17 protein-coding genes are annotated in these 17,452 nt (G+C 62.2%); 9 read left to right on the forward strand and 8 right to left on the reverse strand.

The features are described 5' to 3' along the window. Nucleotides 1-7 precede the first annotated feature (7 nt). Nucleotides 8-694 (reverse strand): spermidine synthase, encoded by a 687-nt coding sequence (locus PSH94_RS07780; RefSeq protein ID WP_181078007.1) that lies wholly within the window; start codon nt 692-694, stop codon nt 8-10. Between the two features lie 78 nt (nt 695-772). Between PSH94_RS07780 and PSH94_RS07785 the strand changes: the two genes are divergently transcribed. Then, nucleotides 773-1,051, forward strand: a complete 279-nt coding sequence (locus PSH94_RS07785; protein WP_181078009.1) for a hypothetical protein — start codon at nt 773-775, stop codon at nt 1,049-1,051. Here the strand turns inward: PSH94_RS07785 and PSH94_RS07790 are convergent. Together PSH94_RS07790 and PSH94_RS07795 are read right to left on the reverse strand one after the other, a co-directional pair. Then, nucleotides 1,048-1,521 carry a cyclic nucleotide-binding domain-containing protein gene (locus tag PSH94_RS07790; RefSeq protein WP_181078011.1) on the reverse strand — a complete coding sequence of 158 codons (474 nt, stop codon included), beginning with the start codon at nt 1,519-1,521 and terminating at the stop codon, nt 1,048-1,050. The genes PSH94_RS07785 and PSH94_RS07790 overlap by 4 nt on opposite strands. A gap of 65 nt (nt 1,522-1,586) precedes the next feature. Beyond that, a complete protein-coding gene (locus tag PSH94_RS07795) occupies nt 1,587-3,641 on the reverse strand; it encodes a S9 family peptidase (RefSeq protein WP_266248457.1) in 2,055 nt (684 codons plus the stop codon). 24 nt (nt 3,642-3,665) lie between these two features. Between PSH94_RS07795 and PSH94_RS07800 the strand changes: the two genes are divergently transcribed. The 3 genes from PSH94_RS07800 to PSH94_RS07810 are packed head-to-tail and all read left to right on the forward strand — an operon-like array spanning nt 3,666 to nt 5,557. Further along, nucleotides 3,666-4,196 (forward strand): MFS transporter, encoded by a 531-nt coding sequence (locus tag PSH94_RS07800; protein ID WP_181078015.1) that lies wholly within the window; start codon nt 3,666-3,668, stop codon nt 4,194-4,196. A gap of 30 nt (nt 4,197-4,226) precedes the next feature. Next, the gene (locus PSH94_RS07805; RefSeq protein WP_181078017.1) at nt 4,227-5,003 is read left to right on the forward strand and encodes a class II glutamine amidotransferase; all 777 of its coding nucleotides are present in this window, start codon (nt 4,227-4,229) and stop codon (nt 5,001-5,003) included. An 11-nt stretch (nt 5,004-5,014) separates the two neighbouring features. After that, nucleotides 5,015-5,557 carry a DUF2937 family protein gene (locus tag PSH94_RS07810; RefSeq protein ID WP_181078019.1) on the forward strand — a complete coding sequence of 181 codons (543 nt, stop codon included), beginning with the start codon at nt 5,015-5,017 and terminating at the stop codon, nt 5,555-5,557. A 53-nt stretch (nt 5,558-5,610) separates the two neighbouring features. Here the strand turns inward: PSH94_RS07810 and PSH94_RS07815 are convergent, their stop codons facing one another. Continuing rightward, nucleotides 5,611-6,528, reverse strand: coding sequence for a LysR family transcriptional regulator (locus tag PSH94_RS07815; RefSeq protein WP_305437022.1), 918 nt, complete (start codon nt 6,526-6,528; stop codon nt 5,611-5,613). 175 nt (nt 6,529-6,703) lie between these two features. On the opposite strand from PSH94_RS07815, the gene PSH94_RS07820 reads away from it, so the two are divergent. From PSH94_RS07820 to PSH94_RS07830, 3 genes are read left to right on the forward strand one after another with little or no spacing between them, the layout of a single operon-like run. After that, nucleotides 6,704-7,447, forward strand: coding sequence for a 5-oxoprolinase subunit PxpA (locus PSH94_RS07820; protein WP_305437023.1), 744 nt, complete (start codon nt 6,704-6,706; stop codon nt 7,445-7,447). Then, entirely contained in the window at nt 7,444-8,148 is a 705-nt protein-coding gene (gene pxpB, locus PSH94_RS07825; protein WP_305437025.1) for a 5-oxoprolinase subunit PxpB, read from the forward strand. The genes PSH94_RS07820 and pxpB overlap by 4 nt, the downstream gene beginning before the upstream one ends. Next, nucleotides 8,145-9,077 (forward strand): biotin-dependent carboxyltransferase family protein, encoded by a 933-nt coding sequence (locus tag PSH94_RS07830; protein ID WP_305437026.1) that lies wholly within the window; start codon nt 8,145-8,147, stop codon nt 9,075-9,077. Before pxpB ends, PSH94_RS07830 begins: the two co-directional genes overlap by 4 nt. 123 nt (nt 9,078-9,200) lie before the next feature. Here the strand turns inward: PSH94_RS07830 and PSH94_RS07835 are convergent, their stop codons facing one another. The 3 genes from PSH94_RS07835 to PSH94_RS07845 form a co-directional block, all read right to left on the reverse strand. Beyond that, nucleotides 9,201-10,379 carry a VWA domain-containing protein gene (locus PSH94_RS07835; protein WP_095184104.1) on the reverse strand — a complete coding sequence of 393 codons (1,179 nt, stop codon included), beginning with the start codon at nt 10,377-10,379 and terminating at the stop codon, nt 9,201-9,203. Continuing rightward, the gene (locus tag PSH94_RS07840) at nt 10,379-11,224 is read right to left on the reverse strand and encodes a MoxR family ATPase (RefSeq protein WP_003189627.1); all 846 of its coding nucleotides are present in this window, start codon (nt 11,222-11,224) and stop codon (nt 10,379-10,381) included. Before PSH94_RS07840 ends, PSH94_RS07835 begins: the two co-directional genes overlap by 1 nt. A gap of 106 nt (nt 11,225-11,330) precedes the next feature. Next, entirely contained in the window at nt 11,331-12,407 is a 1,077-nt protein-coding gene (locus PSH94_RS07845) for a DUF748 domain-containing protein (RefSeq protein WP_253511262.1), read from the reverse strand. Between the two features lie 125 nt (nt 12,408-12,532). Here PSH94_RS07845 and cysK point away from each other — a divergent pair, with 125 nt between their 5' ends. Both cysK and PSH94_RS07855 read left to right on the forward strand, forming a co-directional pair. Continuing rightward, nucleotides 12,533-13,507 (forward strand): cysteine synthase A, encoded by a 975-nt coding sequence (gene cysK, locus PSH94_RS07850; protein ID WP_305437028.1) that lies wholly within the window; start codon nt 12,533-12,535, stop codon nt 13,505-13,507. A 127-nt stretch (nt 13,508-13,634) separates the two neighbouring features. Next, nucleotides 13,635-14,573: an aspartyl/asparaginyl beta-hydroxylase domain-containing protein gene (locus PSH94_RS07855; RefSeq protein ID WP_253511265.1), complete on the forward strand. Its 939-nt coding sequence runs from the start codon at nt 13,635-13,637 to the stop codon at nt 14,571-14,573. Between the two features lie 54 nt (nt 14,574-14,627). On the opposite strand, the gene acnA is transcribed toward PSH94_RS07855, so the two are convergent. Further along, nucleotides 14,628-17,369, reverse strand: coding sequence for an aconitate hydratase AcnA (acnA, locus tag PSH94_RS07860; protein ID WP_305437030.1), 2,742 nt, complete (start codon nt 17,367-17,369; stop codon nt 14,628-14,630). Between the last annotated feature and the right edge of the window lie 83 nt (nt 17,370-17,452).

A 17,452-nucleotide genomic window follows, 5' to 3' on the forward strand; every position in this document is an offset into this window, starting at 1 on the left:
GCGTGATTCAGCCCTTAAGCTTTTCCGCTATCCATATGGTGTGCCGGGTGCCCTTGTTGCCATGGGCGAATACCTGCACTTCCTCGGCCTTGAAGCCGGCCTTGCGCAGTTTGTCGCTGAACAGCTTATCCGCGCTGGCCGACCACACGGCCAGCACGCCCTTGGGGCGCAGGGCCTTGGCGCAGGCGGCCAGGCCACCGGCCGAATAAAGCCAACTGTTGGCCTTTTGCGTGAGACCTTCGGGGCCGTTGTCGACGTCGAGCATGATCGCGTCAAAGCCCTGGGGCTCGGCCTGCAGCACCTTGGCCACGTCTTCCTGGCGGATCACCGTGCGCGGGTCCAGCAATGGCCGACCGGATTTTTCCCCCAGCGGCCCTCGGTTCCATTCCACGACGCCAGGCACCAACTCCGCCACCACCACTTCGGCGCTCTTGCCCAGGTGCTTGAGGGCCGAGGCCAGGGTGAAGCCCATGCCCAGGCCGCCGATCAAGACCCGCGAGCCCGGCCGGCCGGCGACCTTGCGGCAGGGAATTTCGGCCAGTGCGTCTTCGGAACCGTGCATGCGCGTATTCATCAACTGGCCACCGTCGCCGCCCTGGATCTTGATGACAAAATCCTCGCCATATTCGAACAGGCACAAAGCGCCGCCGTTGTCGGGGATCGGGGTGGTGTCCAGCAGAACGAAACGTTTCATGGAAATCTCATTGGGAAGGGCATTCTTGCGCGGTTGGGAGTAGCCTTAGGACATTCCGGTCAGGCCATGGAGCCATCGATGAAGTGCAGCATTCTAACGGTCATTGTGTTGAGCGCGCTCACATTGGGTGCGGCGCAGGCTCAGGAGTTGCAAACCGTACCGGTCGCCCCCGCGCCCACGCCTGGCGCACCGGGCACCCCAACGCCCACCCTCTACCCTCAGGTCACGCCGCCAGCGGTGCCGAAGACAAACGGCTCGCCGCCCCTGGCGCCCATTGTCTTGCCGACGCCGCCCAAGGATCAGCCGGTGCCCGGCCTGCAGCAGAACGACAGCAAGCCGAAGACACCCGGCGGCTAGAACTGCTGGGCCAGCAGTTGCCCGTCGGCCATGCGCAGGCGCTTGGACAAGGCAATCGCAATGGCGCGGATGATCTTGGCGGCCACCCGCGGCGCTTCGTTGAGCATTTTCTCCAGGGAGTCCTTGCCCAGGTTCAACAGCACGCAGTCGCTGGCGGCCATGCAACTGGCCGAGCGCCGCTCGCCGTCGAGCACCGCCATCTCGCCAAAGGTGCGGCCGCTGCGCAGGGTGGCGATGGTCACGGGTTGACCTTCGTGAGGTGTTTTCTGCACCGCCACCTGGCCGCTGTGGATGATGCACATGAAGGTGCCCGCATCGCCCTCGAGAAAAATCACTTCGCCCTGGGCAATGCTGCTGATGTTGAAGTAGCCGGCGGCGATATGAAAATCTTCCGGCAGCAGCGGATCGAATAATCCGCAGTCCATGAGCATGTCGCGGATTTCATTATTGAGTTGGGTAGGTGGTGGCATAGCTGCAATTTGGTCCATCAAACAGTGGCGGTCCTGTGTTCAGACCGAACCGCCGCACTAAGTTCCTAAATCAGCCCGAGCGCCTTGAATACAAATGCATATTCGAGCGCTACATCACGTAATCCCTGATAGCGGCCGCTCATCCCACCGTGGCCGGCGCCCAGTTCGGTCTTGAGCAGCAGCAGGTTATCGTCGGTCTTGGTGTCCCGCAGCTTGGCCACCCACTTGGCCGCTTCCCAGTACTGCACGCGGCTGTCGTTGTAGCCGGCGATCACCAGCAGGGCAGGGTAAGCCTGGGCCCGTACATTTTCGTACGGCGCGTAGGCCTTGATCCGTGCGTAGACCTCCGGGTCTTCGGGGTTGCCCCACTCGTCGTACTCAGTGACGGTCAGCGGCAGTTCCGGGTCGAGCATGGTGTTGAGCACATCCACGAACGGCACTTCGGCAATCGCCGCCTGGAACAGCTCGGGGCGCTGGTTGAGAACGGCGCCGATCAACAGGCCGCCGGCACTGCCGCCGCTGATGGCCAGTTGCTTGGAAGTGGTCAGGCCCTGGGCGATCAAGTGTTCGGCGCAGGCGATAAAGTCGCTGAAGGTGTTCTGCTTGTGCTCCTGCTTGCCGTTGCGATACCAGGCTTCGCCCAACTCGCCACCGCCGCGCACATGCGCAATCGCAAACGCAACGCCTCGGTCCAGCAGGCTCAGGCGCGCGTGGGAGAACCACGGGTCCAGGCTCGAACCGTAAGCGCCGTAGCCATACAGATACAACGGCGTCGGCTTGCCCAACTGATCGCGCCTGACCACCAGGCTGATCGGCACTTGAGTGCCATCGGCCGACGTGGCCCACAGGCGCTGGCTCACGTAGTCGTCGGCATTGAATACGCCAAGCACCGGGGTTTCCTTGAGCACCTGCTGCGCACCGCTGGCCAACTCCAGCTGGCGCACCTGGGCGGGACGGTTCAGCGCTTCATAGCGCAGGCGGATCCTGTCGCTGGGAAATTCCAGGCTGTTCTGTACGTAGAGACTGTAGGCGGCGTCGGGCAATTCGACGCGGTAGGCCGCCAGGTCCTGGGGATGCACTTCGATCACCGGCAAGCCGCCGATGCGCAGGCTCAGGGTCATGGCGCTGGCGTTCAGGCTCACGCCGTCGAGCATTACGTCGTCGCGGTGCGGGATCAGGTTGCGCCAGTGGGCTTCGGTGGGTACCTCGCCGGTATCGGCGGCGACGAACAACGCGTAGTTGATGCCATCGCGGTTGCTGCGGATAAACCAGGTCCACTCGCCATCGAGCTGGCCGTGGTCCACATCGTATTCGTGATCCTCGACCCGTGGCGCCAGGCAGGTGAAGTCCAAGTGCGGCTGGTTGGCGTCCAGCGCCCAGATTTCGCTGGTGGTCTTGCTGCCCAGGGCCAGCAGCAGCTGGCGTTCGGAGCTTGAACGGTAGCAATGCAGGAAGAACCGTCCGTCAGGCTCGTGGAAGACTTCCTGCGCCGCCGTACCATCCAGGCGATAGCGATACAGTTTGTGCGGGCGATGGGTATCGTCCAGTTCGCCGAAGAACAGCGTCAGGCTGTCGTTGGCCCAGGTCATGCTGCCGTCGCAATTATCGAATACCAGTTCGCTGACCTTGTCGGTGGCCAATTCCTTCACGTACAGGGTGTAGATCTCGTCGCCACTGGTATCGAGGCTGTAGGCCAGGCGCTGGTGGTCGGGGCTGATGCTGAACGCGCCGAGGGAGAAGAAGCCGCCGTTGGCCAGTTCGTTCGGGTCCAGCAACAATTCCTCGCTGCTTTCATCCACCTGGGTGCTGTCGTCGGCCGGGCGACGGCAGCGGTAGTGACGCGCATATTCGTCACCGGCGGTGGTGCGCGTGTAATACAGGTACGGGCCCCAGGGTGAGGGCAGTGACAGGTCGGTTTCGAGGATGCGCCCCTTGATCTCTTCGAACAGGCTTTCGCGCAGCGCGGCTTGGTCGGCGAGCTGGGCTTCCTGCCAGGCGTTTTCGGCCTTGAGATAATCGAGCACTTCGGCGCTGTCACGTTCTTGCAGCCAGGCGTACGGGTCCTGGCCGGGGGCCTTGCGGGCAATCGGGGCGGCAGTGATGTGGGTCGATGACGGCATGGATCACTCTCTGTCTGGCGGAAGGTGGCCGGCATTGCAGCCGCGACACGCAAAAGCCGTTATCATAGCCGCCTGTTTGCCTACCTTGCCATGGACACCATGACCGAGAACGACTATCTGACCGCTTGGGGCCTGTACGCCTTCGCCGCTTTGGGCTGCCTGTTGGTGTGGTGGCGCATGACGCGCTGGATCTGGCGCTGGCTGCGCGAGCCGCTGCAATTGCTGATGGCGGTGCTGCTGCTGAGCCCCACCATCGTCGACCCGGTCAAGACCCAGTTCGCGCCGGCCGTGGCCATCACCGCGCTGGACCTGGTGCTCAAGGTTGGCAATAACGCCTGGCGGGCCATTTCCGATTTGTTCATGTACACCATGATCGCATTCGGCGTGTACCTGGTCTTCGTGTTGATCCGCTGGCCCATCGAGCGCGCCGCCAAGGCACGCCGTGAACGCAAGGCCGCCACCGACGCCGCCCTGGCCGCCGAAGACCCGGAGGATGACGAACCCTTCCGGCGTCCGGCGCCCGTCAGCGGTATGCGGGTCGAACCGCGCCTTTAACGTTGTAAGCCCTGCAGCGAGAGCCCTGGCATGTGTGAATTATTGGGCATGAGTGCCAACGTCCCCACCGATATCGTGTTCAGCTTTACCGGGCTGATGCAGCGTGGCGGGCGCACCGGGCCCCACCGCGACGGTTGGGGCATCGCGTTCTACGAAGGCCGTGGCCTGCGCCTGTTCCAGGACCCGGCCGCGAGCAGCGAATCGGAAGTTGCGCTGCTGGTGCAGCGTTACCCCATCAAGAGCGAAGTGGTGATCGGTCATATCCGCCAGGCCAACGTGGGCAAGGTGAGCCTGGCCAATACCCACCCGTTCGTGCGCGAGCTGTGGGGGCGCAACTGGTGTTTTGCCCACAACGGCCAACTGGCGGACTTCGCCCCGCGCGCCACGTTCTATCGGCCGGTGGGCGATACCGACAGCGAAGCGGCGTTCTGCGATTTACTCAACCGCGTGCGCGAAGCCTTCCCAGAGCCGGTGGACCTGGAGCAGGTGCTGCCGGACCTGATCGCGGCCTGCACCGAATACCGCAGCAAAGGCGTCTTCAACTGCCTGCTCAGCGATGGCGACTGGCTGTTCTGCTATTGCTCGACCAAACTGGCCCAGATCACCCGACGTGCACCGTTTGGCCCGGCGCGCTTGAAAGATGTCGACGTGATCGTCGACTTTCAGGCCGAAACCACCCCCAACGACGTGGTCACGGTGATTGCCACCGAACCCCTGACCGACAACGAAAACTGGACCCGCTACGAACCGGGTCAATGGAGCCTGTGGCGGCGCGGTGAATGCGTCAGCCAGGGCATTACCGAGTAAGGACATCGACTATGTTGCTCAGCTATCTGCGGTTGGTGCTGTTTGCCATTGGCCTATTGGTCGGTGTGCAGGTGCCGGGGTTTATCAGCGATTATGCCAAGCGCGTCGAGGCCCACCTGATCGAGGCCCAGACCAGCCTGCGCGGCTTCGAAACCACGGCGCAGCAGTTCTTCAAGGGAGATATGCACGCCCTGGTCGAGCATTACCGCGCCAGCGATGACCCGGTGTTCCAGAGCGATGCCAGCAGCCTGGGCGCCTTGCTTGATCGCCAGGTGGCGTTGGACAAGCAATTCCAGGCCATGCAGGGCCCGTGGTACATCCGCGCGCTGCAAGTGGCGGTGGCCGCCGATCCGGATATCCGCCTGGAAACCTGGAACGGCTACAGCTACCAGATCCTGCTGACTCCCGAAGCCATGGGCTGGGGCCTGGGCGGGGCGATGCTGTTGTCGTTCGGCCTGGAATGCCTGTACCGGTTGATCGACTGGATCGTGCTGGGCGGCAAGCGCCTGCGCCAGAGCCGGCCGATTGAGGAGCGGGACCTCAAGGGCCTCTAACGCCCAACTCGGTCAACTGTGGGAGGGGTGCCCCTCCCACATTCATATCCGGTTTATTCAGCTGCCAGCACCATCCGTTCTTCGCCGACTTCCTCGGCATACCGGGCCACCACCTTCTGGCACAACTCCACGATCTCCTCCACCAATTCCACCCCAACGCGCCACGACACCACCACCTGCAGGTTCGGCAAACGTTGCTCCATGGGCAGCATCAACAGTTCGCCGCGCGCCAGTTCTTCGCTGACCAGCACCGGCGGCAGGGCGCCGATGCCGAAGCCGTCGCGCAGCAGGCGGGTGATCGCCGACACCGAGTTCACGCAGTTCATGCGCGGCGCGGCGACGCCGTTGGCCTGCATCAGGCGGATAACGTCCTGGTGCGGGTGGGAGTTTTTCGAATAGGTGATGATGCGCTCCTGGGCCAGGTCGGCGAGGGACGCATAGTCGCGGTTGTAGATCGACTGGCTGGCGACGATCCAGGCCATGGGGTGGCTGCCCAGCTCCAGGCTGCGCACGGTTTCCAGGCGCAGCAGGTCGGTTTGCAGAATCAGGTCGAGGAAGCCTTTTTGCAGCTGATCGCTGAGGTTCAGTGCGGTATCGGCGACCAATTCGATTTCCACCAGCGGGAAACGGTCCATCAATTCCGCCACCAGCGGGCTGAGCCAGGTGTGGATCACCGTGTCCATGGCGCCGATCCGAATCCGTCCGACCTTGCTGCTGGTGGTCTCCAGTGACTGCTTCAAACCTTGCAGGGTCACCATCATCTGTTCGGCGTAATCGAGCACCTTGACGCCTTCCGGGGTCAGGCTCACACCCCGCGAATCGCGCAGGAACAGCTTGACCCCCAGTTCGCTTTCCAGCACGGCGATGCGGCTGGAGATCGATGCCTGGGTGGTGAACAGTTTTTCGGCGGTCAGGCGAAAGCTCTTGAGCCTGGCGACCCAGACGAAGGTTTCGAGGAACTTCAAATTCATGGGATCAACTTTTTCTTATGCTTGGATCGGTTTTTATTAGTTGGACGCGGCACGGGGCCAGCGCCAAAAATCGGTTCGTTCCACGATAAGCGGCGTGGGGGTGCCAGGACAAGTTGCGTGTCCTGCGGTAAAAATCCCACACTACAAAATAACAAAGCCTACAGGAGCGACCACCGTGAGCCGCCTGCTACTGAACTGTGATATCGGCGAAAGCTTTGGCAACTGGACCATGGGTCTGGACGCCGAGGTCATGCCGTTCATCGATTGCGCCAACGTGGCCTGCGGCTTCCATGCCGGCGACCCGAGTATCATGCGCAAGACCGTCAGCCTGGCGCTCACGCATGGCGTGCGAATCGGTGCACATCCGGCTTATCAGGATCTGCAGGGGTTCGGTCGTCGTTCGATGGCTTACAGCCCTGAAGAAATCCAGGACCTGTTGCACTACCAGATCGGCGCCCTCGACGGCATCTGCCGGACCCAGGGCGCGCGCGTCAGCTACGTCAAACCCCACGGCGCGCTGTACAACGACATGATGGCCAAGCCGGCGCAGCTGCGCGCAGTCATGCAGGCCATCGCGGCCTACGACGCCGGCCTGCCGCTGATGCTGCTGGCCACCCGCGACAACAGCGCGGCCCAGGCGATGGGTGACGAATACGGCCTGACCCTGTGGTTCGAAGCGTTCGCCGACCGTGCCTACGACAGCCACGGCCACCTGGTCTCGCGCCAACTGCCGGGCGCGGTGCATCACGACGCCGACACCGTGCTCCAGCAAGCCCTGACCATCGCCCGCGGCGAGCCGCTGACCGCCAGCGACGGCAGCGCCCTGGTGTTGCAGGCCAATACGTTGTGCGTACACGGCGACAACGCCAGCTCCATCGCCGCGGTGCAACGCATTCGCCAAGCGTTGAAGTCAGCATGAAGCCATGTATTGAAGTGGTGGCCATCGATTGCCTGATGGTGCGTCTGTTCGAGGTCATCGCCGAAGCCAATATGCCGTGGATGCTCGCCGCTACCCAGCAATTGCGCGGCGCATTCGGCCCGGCCTTGGTGGACCTGGTGCCGTCCTATACAACACTGATGGTGCATTACGACCTCACCGCGTTGAGCCCGGCCGAGGCGCGACAACGCATCGATCGAGCCCTCGCCGACCTGCAACCCCAGGCCCAGGGCAGCGGCCAGTGCCATGTCCTGCCGGTGTGGTACGACCTGCGCGTCGGCCCCGAACTGGGCTTGCTCAGCCAGCGCAGCGGCTTGACGGTGGATGAGGTGATCCGCCGCCACAGCGCTCACGAATATCAGGTGTTCGCCCTTGGGTTTGCTCCCGGATTCGCCTTTATGGGGCTGGTGGATGAAGCCCTGGCCACCCCGCGCCTGAGCACCCCGCGCAAACGCGTGGCGGCCGGCAGCGTGGGCATCGCCGAACGCCAGACGGCGGCCTACCCGGTGGTGTCGCCGGGTGGCTGGAACCTGATCGGCCGCACCCCGGCCAAACTCTTCGACCGCGAGCGCGACGGCTACAGTCTGATGCAGCCCGGCGACACGGTGCGTTTCCATGCGGTGGATCACGCCGAATTCATCCGGTTGGGTGGCGATGACGCACCGCTGGAGGCGCATGCATGAGCCGTTTATTGATCCAGGCCAGCACGCCGCTGTGCCTGTTGCAGGACGCCGGGCGTTTTGGTGTGCGCCATCTGGGCGTAACCCAGGGCGGTGCGTTGGATTGGGTGTCGATGGCCTGGGCCAATTGGTTGCTGGGCAATGCGCTGAATGCGCCGGTGGTGGAAATCACCCTCGGCGGCTTTACCGTGAAGGCCGAGGACTATTGCCTGCTGGCGTTGGCCGGTGCCGACCTGGGGGCCTTTATCGACGAGCGCGCGATCAGCCCCGGGCGCAGTTTTGTCCTGCAGAAGGGCCAGCGTCTGCGCTTTACCCAGCCATTCAGCGGTGCGCGGGCGTACCTGGCGGCACCGGGCGGGTTTGATGCGCCGGCGGTGTTGGGCAGTTGCGCCACGGTGGTGCGTGAAGCCCTCGGTGGCGTGGAGGGAAGGGGTAAGGCGCTGGCCGAAGGCGGTCGGTTGGCCTATTCCGGTACGGGCGGTGCCCTGCAGGAGCTTAGTCAGCCCGCCTTGCCGACCGGCGGCTCGCTGGACGTGATTGTCGGCGCGCAGATCGGCCGGTTCAGCGGGCAGAGTCTGTTTGACGCGTTCAACACCGACTGGACGCTCGACAGCCGTGCCGACCGCATGGGCATGCGTCTGCTGGGCACGCCGTTGCAGTATCAGGGGCCGTCGTTGATCTCCGAAGGGATTCCCTTGGGGGCGATCCAGGTTCCGCCGGATGGGCAGCCGATCGTGCTGCTCAATGATCGGCAGACCATTGGCGGTTACCCACGGCTGGGTGCGCTTACACCCTTGGCGTTGGCCAGGCTGGCGCAATGTCTACCGGGGGAGACCGTGCGATTGGCGCCGGTGGTGCAGGAAACGGCGCATCGGCAGCACATCGAGTATTTGCGCCGCTTCCAGACGGCGGGAAGGGCTTGCACCCGATAGCGGTGTATCAGTCCATCCGTCGGTGACTGCACCATCGGAATCGGGGGCAAGCCCCCTCCCACATTGGATGTCGGTGTACTTGTAGAGAGTATTTGCACCGCTTCCAATCTGTGGGACCGGGCATTATTTGGAGAGAAAGCGCATGCCTTCTTCCAGCCCGCGCAGTGTCAGGGGATACATCTGGTCCTCCACCAACTCCCGCACAATCCCGGTGGAGGCGGTGTACCCCCAAGTGTCCTTGGGATACGGGTTAATCCAGATCAGCTTCTTGTACTTGGCCATGAAGCGCTGCATCCACACATACCCCGGCTCTTCGTTCCAGTGTTCGACGCTGCCGCCGGCCTGGGTGATTTCATACGGCGCCATCGAGGCATCGCCGATAAAGATCACTTTGTAATCGGCACCGTACTTGTGCAGCAGGTCCTGAGTGGAGGTGCGTTCCGAGGTGCGGCGCTGGTTGTTTTTCCACACCGATTCGTACACGAAGTTATGGAAGTAGAAGTACTCCAGGTGCTTGAACTCGGTCTTGCACGCGGAGAACAGCTCTTCGCAGATCTTCACATGGGCATCCATCGAACCGCCGATATCGAACAGCAGCAGCAACTTGATGGTGTTGCGCCGTTCCGGGCGCATCTGGATATTCAGCAAGCCGGCATCGCGAGCGGTGTGATCGATGGTGCCGTCGATGTCCAACTCTTCCGCCGCGCCCTGGCGCGCAAATTTGCGCAGGCGACGCAGGGCGATTTTGATATTGCGCGTGCCCAGTTCCACCTGGTCGTCGAGGTTCTTGTACTCGCGCTGGTCCCAGACTTTGACGGCCTTGCCCTGGCGCTTGCCGGCGTCGCCGACGCGGATGCCTTCGGGGTTGTAGCCGCCGGAACCGAACGGGCTGGTGCCGCCGGTGCCGATCCACTTGTTGCCGCCGGCGTGGCGTTCTTTCTGTTCTTCCAGGCGTTTCTTGAATTCCTCGATCAGTTTGTCCAGGCCGCCGAGGGACTGGATCTGCGCGCGTTCTTCGTCGCTGAGGGAACGCTCGAATTCTTTGCGCAGCCAGTCTTCGGGGATCAACGCCTGCAAGTGATCGTCGAGCTTTTCCAAGCCGTTGAAATAGGCACCGAAGGCGCGGTCGAACTTGTCGAAATGCCGCTCGTCCTTCACCAGGATCGCCCGCGCCAAGTAATAAAACTCGTCCATGTCGGCAAAGGTCACGCGTTGTTTGAGCGCGTTGATCAGGTCGAGCAATTCGCGCACCGACACCGGCACCTTGGCTGCGCGCATTTCATTGAACAGGTTGAGCAACATCAGCGATTACCGCGACGGCTCATGAACGCCAGACGCTCCAGCAACTGCACGTCCTGCTCGTTCTTCACCAGGGCACCGGCCAACGGCGGGATGGCCTTGGTCGGATCGCGCTCGCGCAGCACCGCCTCGCCGATGTTGTCGGCCATCAGCAGCTTGAGCCAGTCCACCAGTTCGGATGTGGAGGGTTTTTTCTTCAGGCCAGGGACTTTGCGCACGTCGAAAAACACGTCCAGCGCTTCGCTGACCAGGTCTTTCTTGATGTCGGGGTAGTGCACGTCGACGATTTTCTGCAGGGTGGTGCGATCGGGGAAGGCGATGTAATGGAAAAAGCAGCGGCGCAGGAAGGCGTCCGGCAGCTCTTTTTCATTGTTGGAGGTAATGATGATGATCGGGCGCTTTTTGGCCTTGATGGTCTCGTCGATTTCGTAGACGTAGAACTCCATCTTGTCGAGTTCCTGCAACAGGTCGTTGGGGAACTCGATGTCGGCCTTGTCGATTTCGTCGATCAGCAGAATCACGCGCTCCTCGGACTCGAACGCCTCCCAGAGCTTGCCTTTTTTCAGGTAGTTGCGCACGTCGTGCACCTTGTCCACGCCCAGCTGCGAGTCGCGCAGGCGGCTCACCGCGTCGTACTCGTACAGACCTTGGTGGGCCTTGGTGGTGGACTTGATGTGCCAGGTAATCAACCTGGCACCGAAGGACTCGGCCAGTTGTTCGGCGAGCATGGTCTTGCCGGTGCCGGGCTCGCCCTTGACCAGCAGCGGACGCTCCAGGGTAATGGCAGCGTTGACGGCCAGTTTCAGGTCATCGGTGGCAACGTAAGCCTGGGTGCCTTCGAACTTCATCGGTCATTCCTCGAATTCATCAATGCCCGGACTATACCGCGCGGCCCCGGCGACTGTGAACGCAGACGGGCTATTCAGTCTCTGAATGGCCGGTCACGCCGAGCGCTCAATCGGCACTGGGCTTGGGCTGTTCATAGCGGGCATTGAATGCCTGGATGAACCCGTTGCGCAAAATGGCAATCACCGCCGAAAACGCGCTGACATTTTGCTGGTGCACGCTGCCGCTCAACTCGACGCGGGTGGCGAACTGGTTTTTGCGCTGGTTCTTCAATACCGTTTCGCTGGCGCCCACCACGGCCTCCCAGATCGAACGGAAGATGTTTTTGTCTTTGTTTTCCACGTCCTGCTGCCAGTCGAACACTTCCACATCCCGCAGTAACGGCTTGATGTAGCCGGACAGCTGGCCTTTTTCGGCCTGGGCTTCAATGACCAGGTCGCCGGTGCCTGCCTTGAAATCGAACTTGCCATAGGCCGAGGCGAAATCGTTCATGCGCTTGAGCTGCAAGTCGCGGGCACGGAAGCGGAATTCGAAGTCTTCGAAATCGCTCAAGGGGTCGAAGGTGGCGTTGGCCTCCAGCGGGGCCTGGCCCAGCAGCAGTGCTTTACCTTCAAAGCGCGCATCGCGCCTGCCCTCGGTGTCGACCACGTTGGTCAGGTTGTAGAAGCTGGCGTTGACCCCGGTGGCATTGATGTTCACCGCCGGTTTGGAATTGAAGTTATGGAAGGCGATCTTGCCGTCTTCGATGCGCACTTCGTTGAGCGTGATCGGCAACAACTTGCCCAGTTGCTCGCGCCAGTCGGTGCCCTTACCGGTCTGGGACGCCTGTTTGTTGGCGCCGCCGTCGACAAAGTTGATTTCCGGCCGCACAAAGTGGCCTTCGGCGACAACGGCATGGTCGTACCACAGCGAATGCCAGCTCACCGCGAACTCGATCACTGGCGCCTTGACGAACGGCACCGGCACCTTGCCGTCCACCTTGACGATCTGCAGGCCGTTGATGCGGTACGCGCCGCGCCACAGGGCCAGGTCTACGTCGGCGATTTCGCCACGGTATTCGCCCATATTGGCGAGCTTGTCATTCAGGTAGTTGCGTACCAGGTAGGGCAGCGCGATGTTCAGGGCGATCAGCACCACCACCAGCCCGGCGATGGTCCATAGCGGCCAACTGTAGCGACGTTTCATGGGGCAGTTCTCCTTGCTCGTAAGCAGATGGACTCCCGCGCCGGCCTCAACGTTCCTCCGACTGGACGCCCCGGAAGACCAGGCATACCCTTGAAACCTTTCGCAACCGCCCAATAGGACTCGCCATGAGCCGCATTTTTGCAGATAACGCGCACTCCATCGGTAATACGCCCCTGGTTCAGATCAACCGCATCGCCCCGCGCGGCGTGACCATCCTGGCCAAGATCGAAGGGCGTAACCCCGGTTACTCAGTGAAGTGCCGCATCGGTGCAAACATGATCTGGGACGCCGAAAGCAGCGGCAAACTCAAGCCGGGCATGACCATCGTCGAACCCACCTCCGGCAACACCGGCATCGGCCTGGCGTTCGTCGCCGCGGCCCGTGGCTATAAATTGCTGCTGACCATGCCGGCGTCCATGAGCCTGGAACGGCGCAAGGTGCTCAAGGCCCTCGGCGCCGAGCTGGTACTGACCGAGCCGGCCAAAGGCATGAAAGGCGCTATCGAGAAAGCCGGCGAGATCGTCGCCAGCGACCCGGCCCAGTACTTAATGCCGGCCCAGTTCGAAAACCCGGCCAACCCGGCGATCCACGAAAAAACCACCGGCCCGGAAATCTGGAACGACACCGACGGCGCCGTGGATGTGCTGGTGGCGGGCGTGGGCACTGGTGGCACCATCACCGGGGTGTCGCGCTATATCAAAAATATCCAGGGCAAGCCGATTCTGTCGGTGGCCGTCGAGCCCATCGGTTCGCCGGTGATTACCCAGACCCTGGCCGGTCAGGAGGTCAAGCCCAGCCCACACAAGATCCAGGGGATCGGCGCCGGCTTTGTGCCGAAGAACCTCGACCTGTCGATGGTCGACCGCGTGGAACTGGTGAGCGACGAGGAATCCAAGGCCATGGCTCTGCGTTTGATGCAGGAGGAGGGGATCTTGTGCGGGATCTCCTGCGGTGCCGCGATGGCGGTGGCGGTGCGGCTGGCGCAGAAACCGGAGATGCAGGGCAAGACCATCGTGGTGGTGCTGCCGGACTCCGGCGAGCGCTACCTGTCGAGCATGTTATTCAGCGATCTGTTCACTGAGCAGGAAAACCAGGCTTGATGCAGGTCAGCTGGTCGGGGCGGGCCTTCTGCATAATGGCGCAACTGTTTATCATGGCCGGCTGCTACGTCTGGCATCCCGCCCAGGGGGGGCTGTCGGCCAGACGCTTATTTCCAGGAGTTGCCGCATGACCTTTTCTCTGACCGCCAAACTGTCGGTGCTGCTGTTGTTTATCGGCAGCACGCTGTACGTGCACCTGCGCGGCAAGGCCCGTTTGCCGATGTTGCGCCAGTTTGTCAACCATTCGGCGCTGTTCGCCCCGTATAACGCCCTGATGTACCTGTTTTCGGCGGTGCCGTCCAAGCCCTACCTGGACCGCAGCAAATTCCCGGAACTGGATGTGCTCAAGGACAATTGGGAAGTGATCCGCGAAGAGGCCATGCACCTGTTCGACGAGGGTTACATCCGCGCCGCCGAAAAGAACAACGACGCCGGTTTCGGTTCGTTCTTCAAAAAGGGCTGGAAGCGTTTCTACCTCAAGTGGTACGACAAACCGCTGCCGTCGGCCGAGGCGCTGTGCCCGAAAACCGTGGCGTTGGTGAGCAGCATTCCCAACGTCAAAGGCGCGATGTTCGCGCTGTTGCCGGGCGGCAGCCACCTCAACCCGCACCGTGACCCGTTCGCCGGTTCCCTGCGCTATCACTTGGGCTTGTCCACGCCCAATTCCGACGACTGCCGCATCTTTGTCGACGGCCAGGTGTACGCCTGGCGCGACGGTGAAGACGTGATGTTCGACGAAACCTATGTGCATTGGGTCAAGAACGAAACCGAGCAGACCCGCGTGATCCTGTTCTGCGACATCGAGCGCCCGCTGAGCAACCGCCTCATGACCCGCGTCAACCGTTGGGTCAGTAAGCAGCTGGGCCGCGCCACCGCACCGCAGAACCTCGACGACGAGCGCGTGGGCGGGATTAACCAGGCGTATGCCTGGAGCAAGCGTTTCAGCGATAAGTTCAGTGGCGTGGTCAAACAGTGGAAGCGCAAGCATCCGAAGGCTTACCGCATTGCGCGACCGGTACTGGCGGTGGTTGTGCTGGTGCTGCTGTGGAAGTGGCTGTTCGGCTGATCGAACAAACTGTGGGAGGGGGTTGCCTCCTCCCACATTAGATCTCCTATGTTCTTAGGAGGCGATCAATTGGCGTAGCACGTAGTGCAGGATGCCGCCCGATTTGAAGTATTCCACTTCATTGAGCGTATCGATCCGGCACAGCACTTCGACCTTCTCCGTACTGCCATCCTCCCGAGTAATCACCAGCGTCAGGTTCATACGCGGCACGATCTCCACGTCGCTCAGCCCCAGGATATCGATCTTCTCCTTACCGGTGAGTTTGAGCGCCTTGCGGTTCTGGTCCAGCTTGAACTGCAACGGCAATACGCCCATGCCCACCAGGTTGGAACGGTGGATACGCTCGAAACTCTCGGCAATCACCGCTTTGACACCCAGCAGGTTGGTGCCCTTGGCCGCCCAGTCGCGGCTGGAGCCGGTGCCGTATTCCTGCCCGGCGATCACCACCAGCGGCGTGCCCGCGGCCTGGTATTTCATCGCGGCGTCGTAGATCGCCATCTTCTCGCCAGTGGGGATATACAGCGTATTGCCACCTTCCTCGCCGCCGAGCATTTCATTGCGGATACGGATGTTGGCAAACGTGCCGCGCATCATGACCTCATGGTTGCCCCGGCGTGAGCCGTAGGAGTTGAAGTCACGCGGTTCCACGCCCTGTTCGCGCAGGTAGCGGCCGGCGGGGCTGTCGATCTTGATATTACCGGCCGGGGAGATGTGGTCGGTGGTCACCGAATCGCCCAGCAGCGCAAGCACGTTGGCGCCCGTGATGTCTTTGATCACTGGCAACGGGCCGGCGATGTCATCGAAGAAGGGTGGGTGCTGGATGTAGGTCGAGTCCTTCTGCCACACGTAAGTCGCCGCCTGCGGCACTTCAATGGCCTGCCACTGTTCGTCGCCGGCAAACACCTCGGCGTATTCCTTGTGGAACATGCCCGTGTTGACCTGGGCCACGGCGTCGGCAATTTCCTGGCTGCTGGGCCAGATGTCCTTGAGGTAGACCGGGTTGCCCTGCTGGTCGTTACCCAACGGCTCGCTGCTGATATCGATGCGCACGGTGCCGGCCAGGGCGTAGGCCACCACCAGGGGCGGCGACGCCAGCCAGTTGGTTTTTACCAGGGGGTGCACGCGGCCTTCGAAGTTGCGGTTGCCCGACAACACCGACGCGACGGTGAGGTCGGCTTTCTGGATGGCTTTTTCGATCGGCTCGGGCAACGGCCCGGAGTTGCCGATGCAGGTGGTGCAGCCATACCCCACCAGGTCGAAGCCGAGCTTGTCCAGGTACTGGGTCAGGCCCGCGGCCTTGTAGTAGTCAGTGACCACTTTGGAGCCGGGCGCCAGGGAGCTTTTGACCCAGGGTTTGCGCGTCAGGCCTTTTTCCACGGCCTTTTTCGCGACGAGGCCGGCGGCCATCATCACGCTGGGGTTGGAGGTGTTGGTGCAGGAGGTGATCGCGGCGATCACCACGGCGCCGTTTTTCAGGCGATAGGTCTGACCTTCGAAGTCGTAATCGGCTTCACCCACGAGGTCGGCATTACCCACGGCGACACCGCCGCCGCCTTCGCTTTCCAGGCGGCCTTCTTCTTTATTGGTGGGCTTGAATTGCAGGTCGAGGAAGTCGCTGAACGCCTGCCCGACATTCGGCAGCGCCACCCGGTCCTGCGGGCGTTTCGGCCCGGCCAGGCTGGCCTCGACGCTGCCCATGTCGAGCGCCAGGCTGTCGGTGAACACCGGTTCCTGGCCAGCGTTGCGCCACAGCCCCTGGGCCTTGGTGTACGCCTCGACCAGTTTCACCGTTTCTGTCGGACGGCCGGAGAGGCGCAGGTAGTCCAGGGTCACTTCATCGACCGGGAAAAAGCCGCAAGTGGCGCCGTATTCCGGGGCCATGTTGGCGATGGTGGCACGGTCCGCCAGGGGCAGGTCAGCCAGGCCGTCGCCATAGAACTCGACGAATTTACCCACTACGCCTTTCTTGCGCAGCATCTGGGTCACCGTCAGCACCAGGTCGGTGGCGGTGATGCCTTCCTTGAGCTTGCCGGTGAGCTTGAAGCCGATCACTTCGGGAATCAGCATCGACACCGGCTGGCCGAGCATCGCCGCTTCCGCTTCGATACCGCCCACGCCCCAGCCGAGCACGCCCAGGCCGTTGATCATGGTGGTGTGGGAGTCGGTCCCCACCAGCGTGTCGGGGAAGGCATAGGTGCGGCCGTCTTCGTCCTTGGTCCACACCGTGCGGCCCAGGTATTCGAGGTTGACCTGATGACAGATACCGGTGCCCGGCGGCACCACGCTGAAATTGTCGAACGCGCTCTGGCCCCAGCGCAGGAAGGCGTAGCGTTCGCCGTTGCGCTGCATTTCGATGTCGACGTTCTGCTCGAAGGCATCGGCGTTGCCGAACTTGTCGACCATCACCGAGTGGTCGATCACCAAATCGACGGGGGACAGCGGGTTGATGCGCTGCGGGTCGCCGCCGGCCTTGGCCACGGCGGCGCGCATGGCGGCAAGGTCGACCACGGCGGGTACACCGGTAAAATCCTGCATCAGCACGCGGGCGGGGCGGTACTGGATCTCACGGTCGGACTGGCGCTCTTTGAGCCAGGAGGCGATGGCCTTGAGGTCGGCGCCGGTGACGGTCTTGTTGTCCTCCCAACGCAGCAGGTTTTCCAGCAGCACCTTGAGCGACATCGGCAGCTTGTCCAGGTCGCCCAGGCTCTTGGCGGCTTCGGGCAGGCTGAAGTAGTGATAGGTCTTGCTGTCTATTTCGAGGGTTTTAAGGGTTCTCAGGCTATCAAGCGATGACATGACACGACTCCTTATGGTCCGCACGGTCACGGACCTGACGGGACGAACAGAGCTATCACGTTAGCCCTGTTTTGATTAGCAGG

Origin of the sequence: Pseudomonas sp. FP2254, from assembly GCF_030687695.1 — a bacterium.
In the GTDB taxonomy this organism is placed as follows: domain Bacteria; phylum Pseudomonadota; class Gammaproteobacteria; order Pseudomonadales; family Pseudomonadaceae; genus Aquipseudomonas; species Aquipseudomonas quebecensis.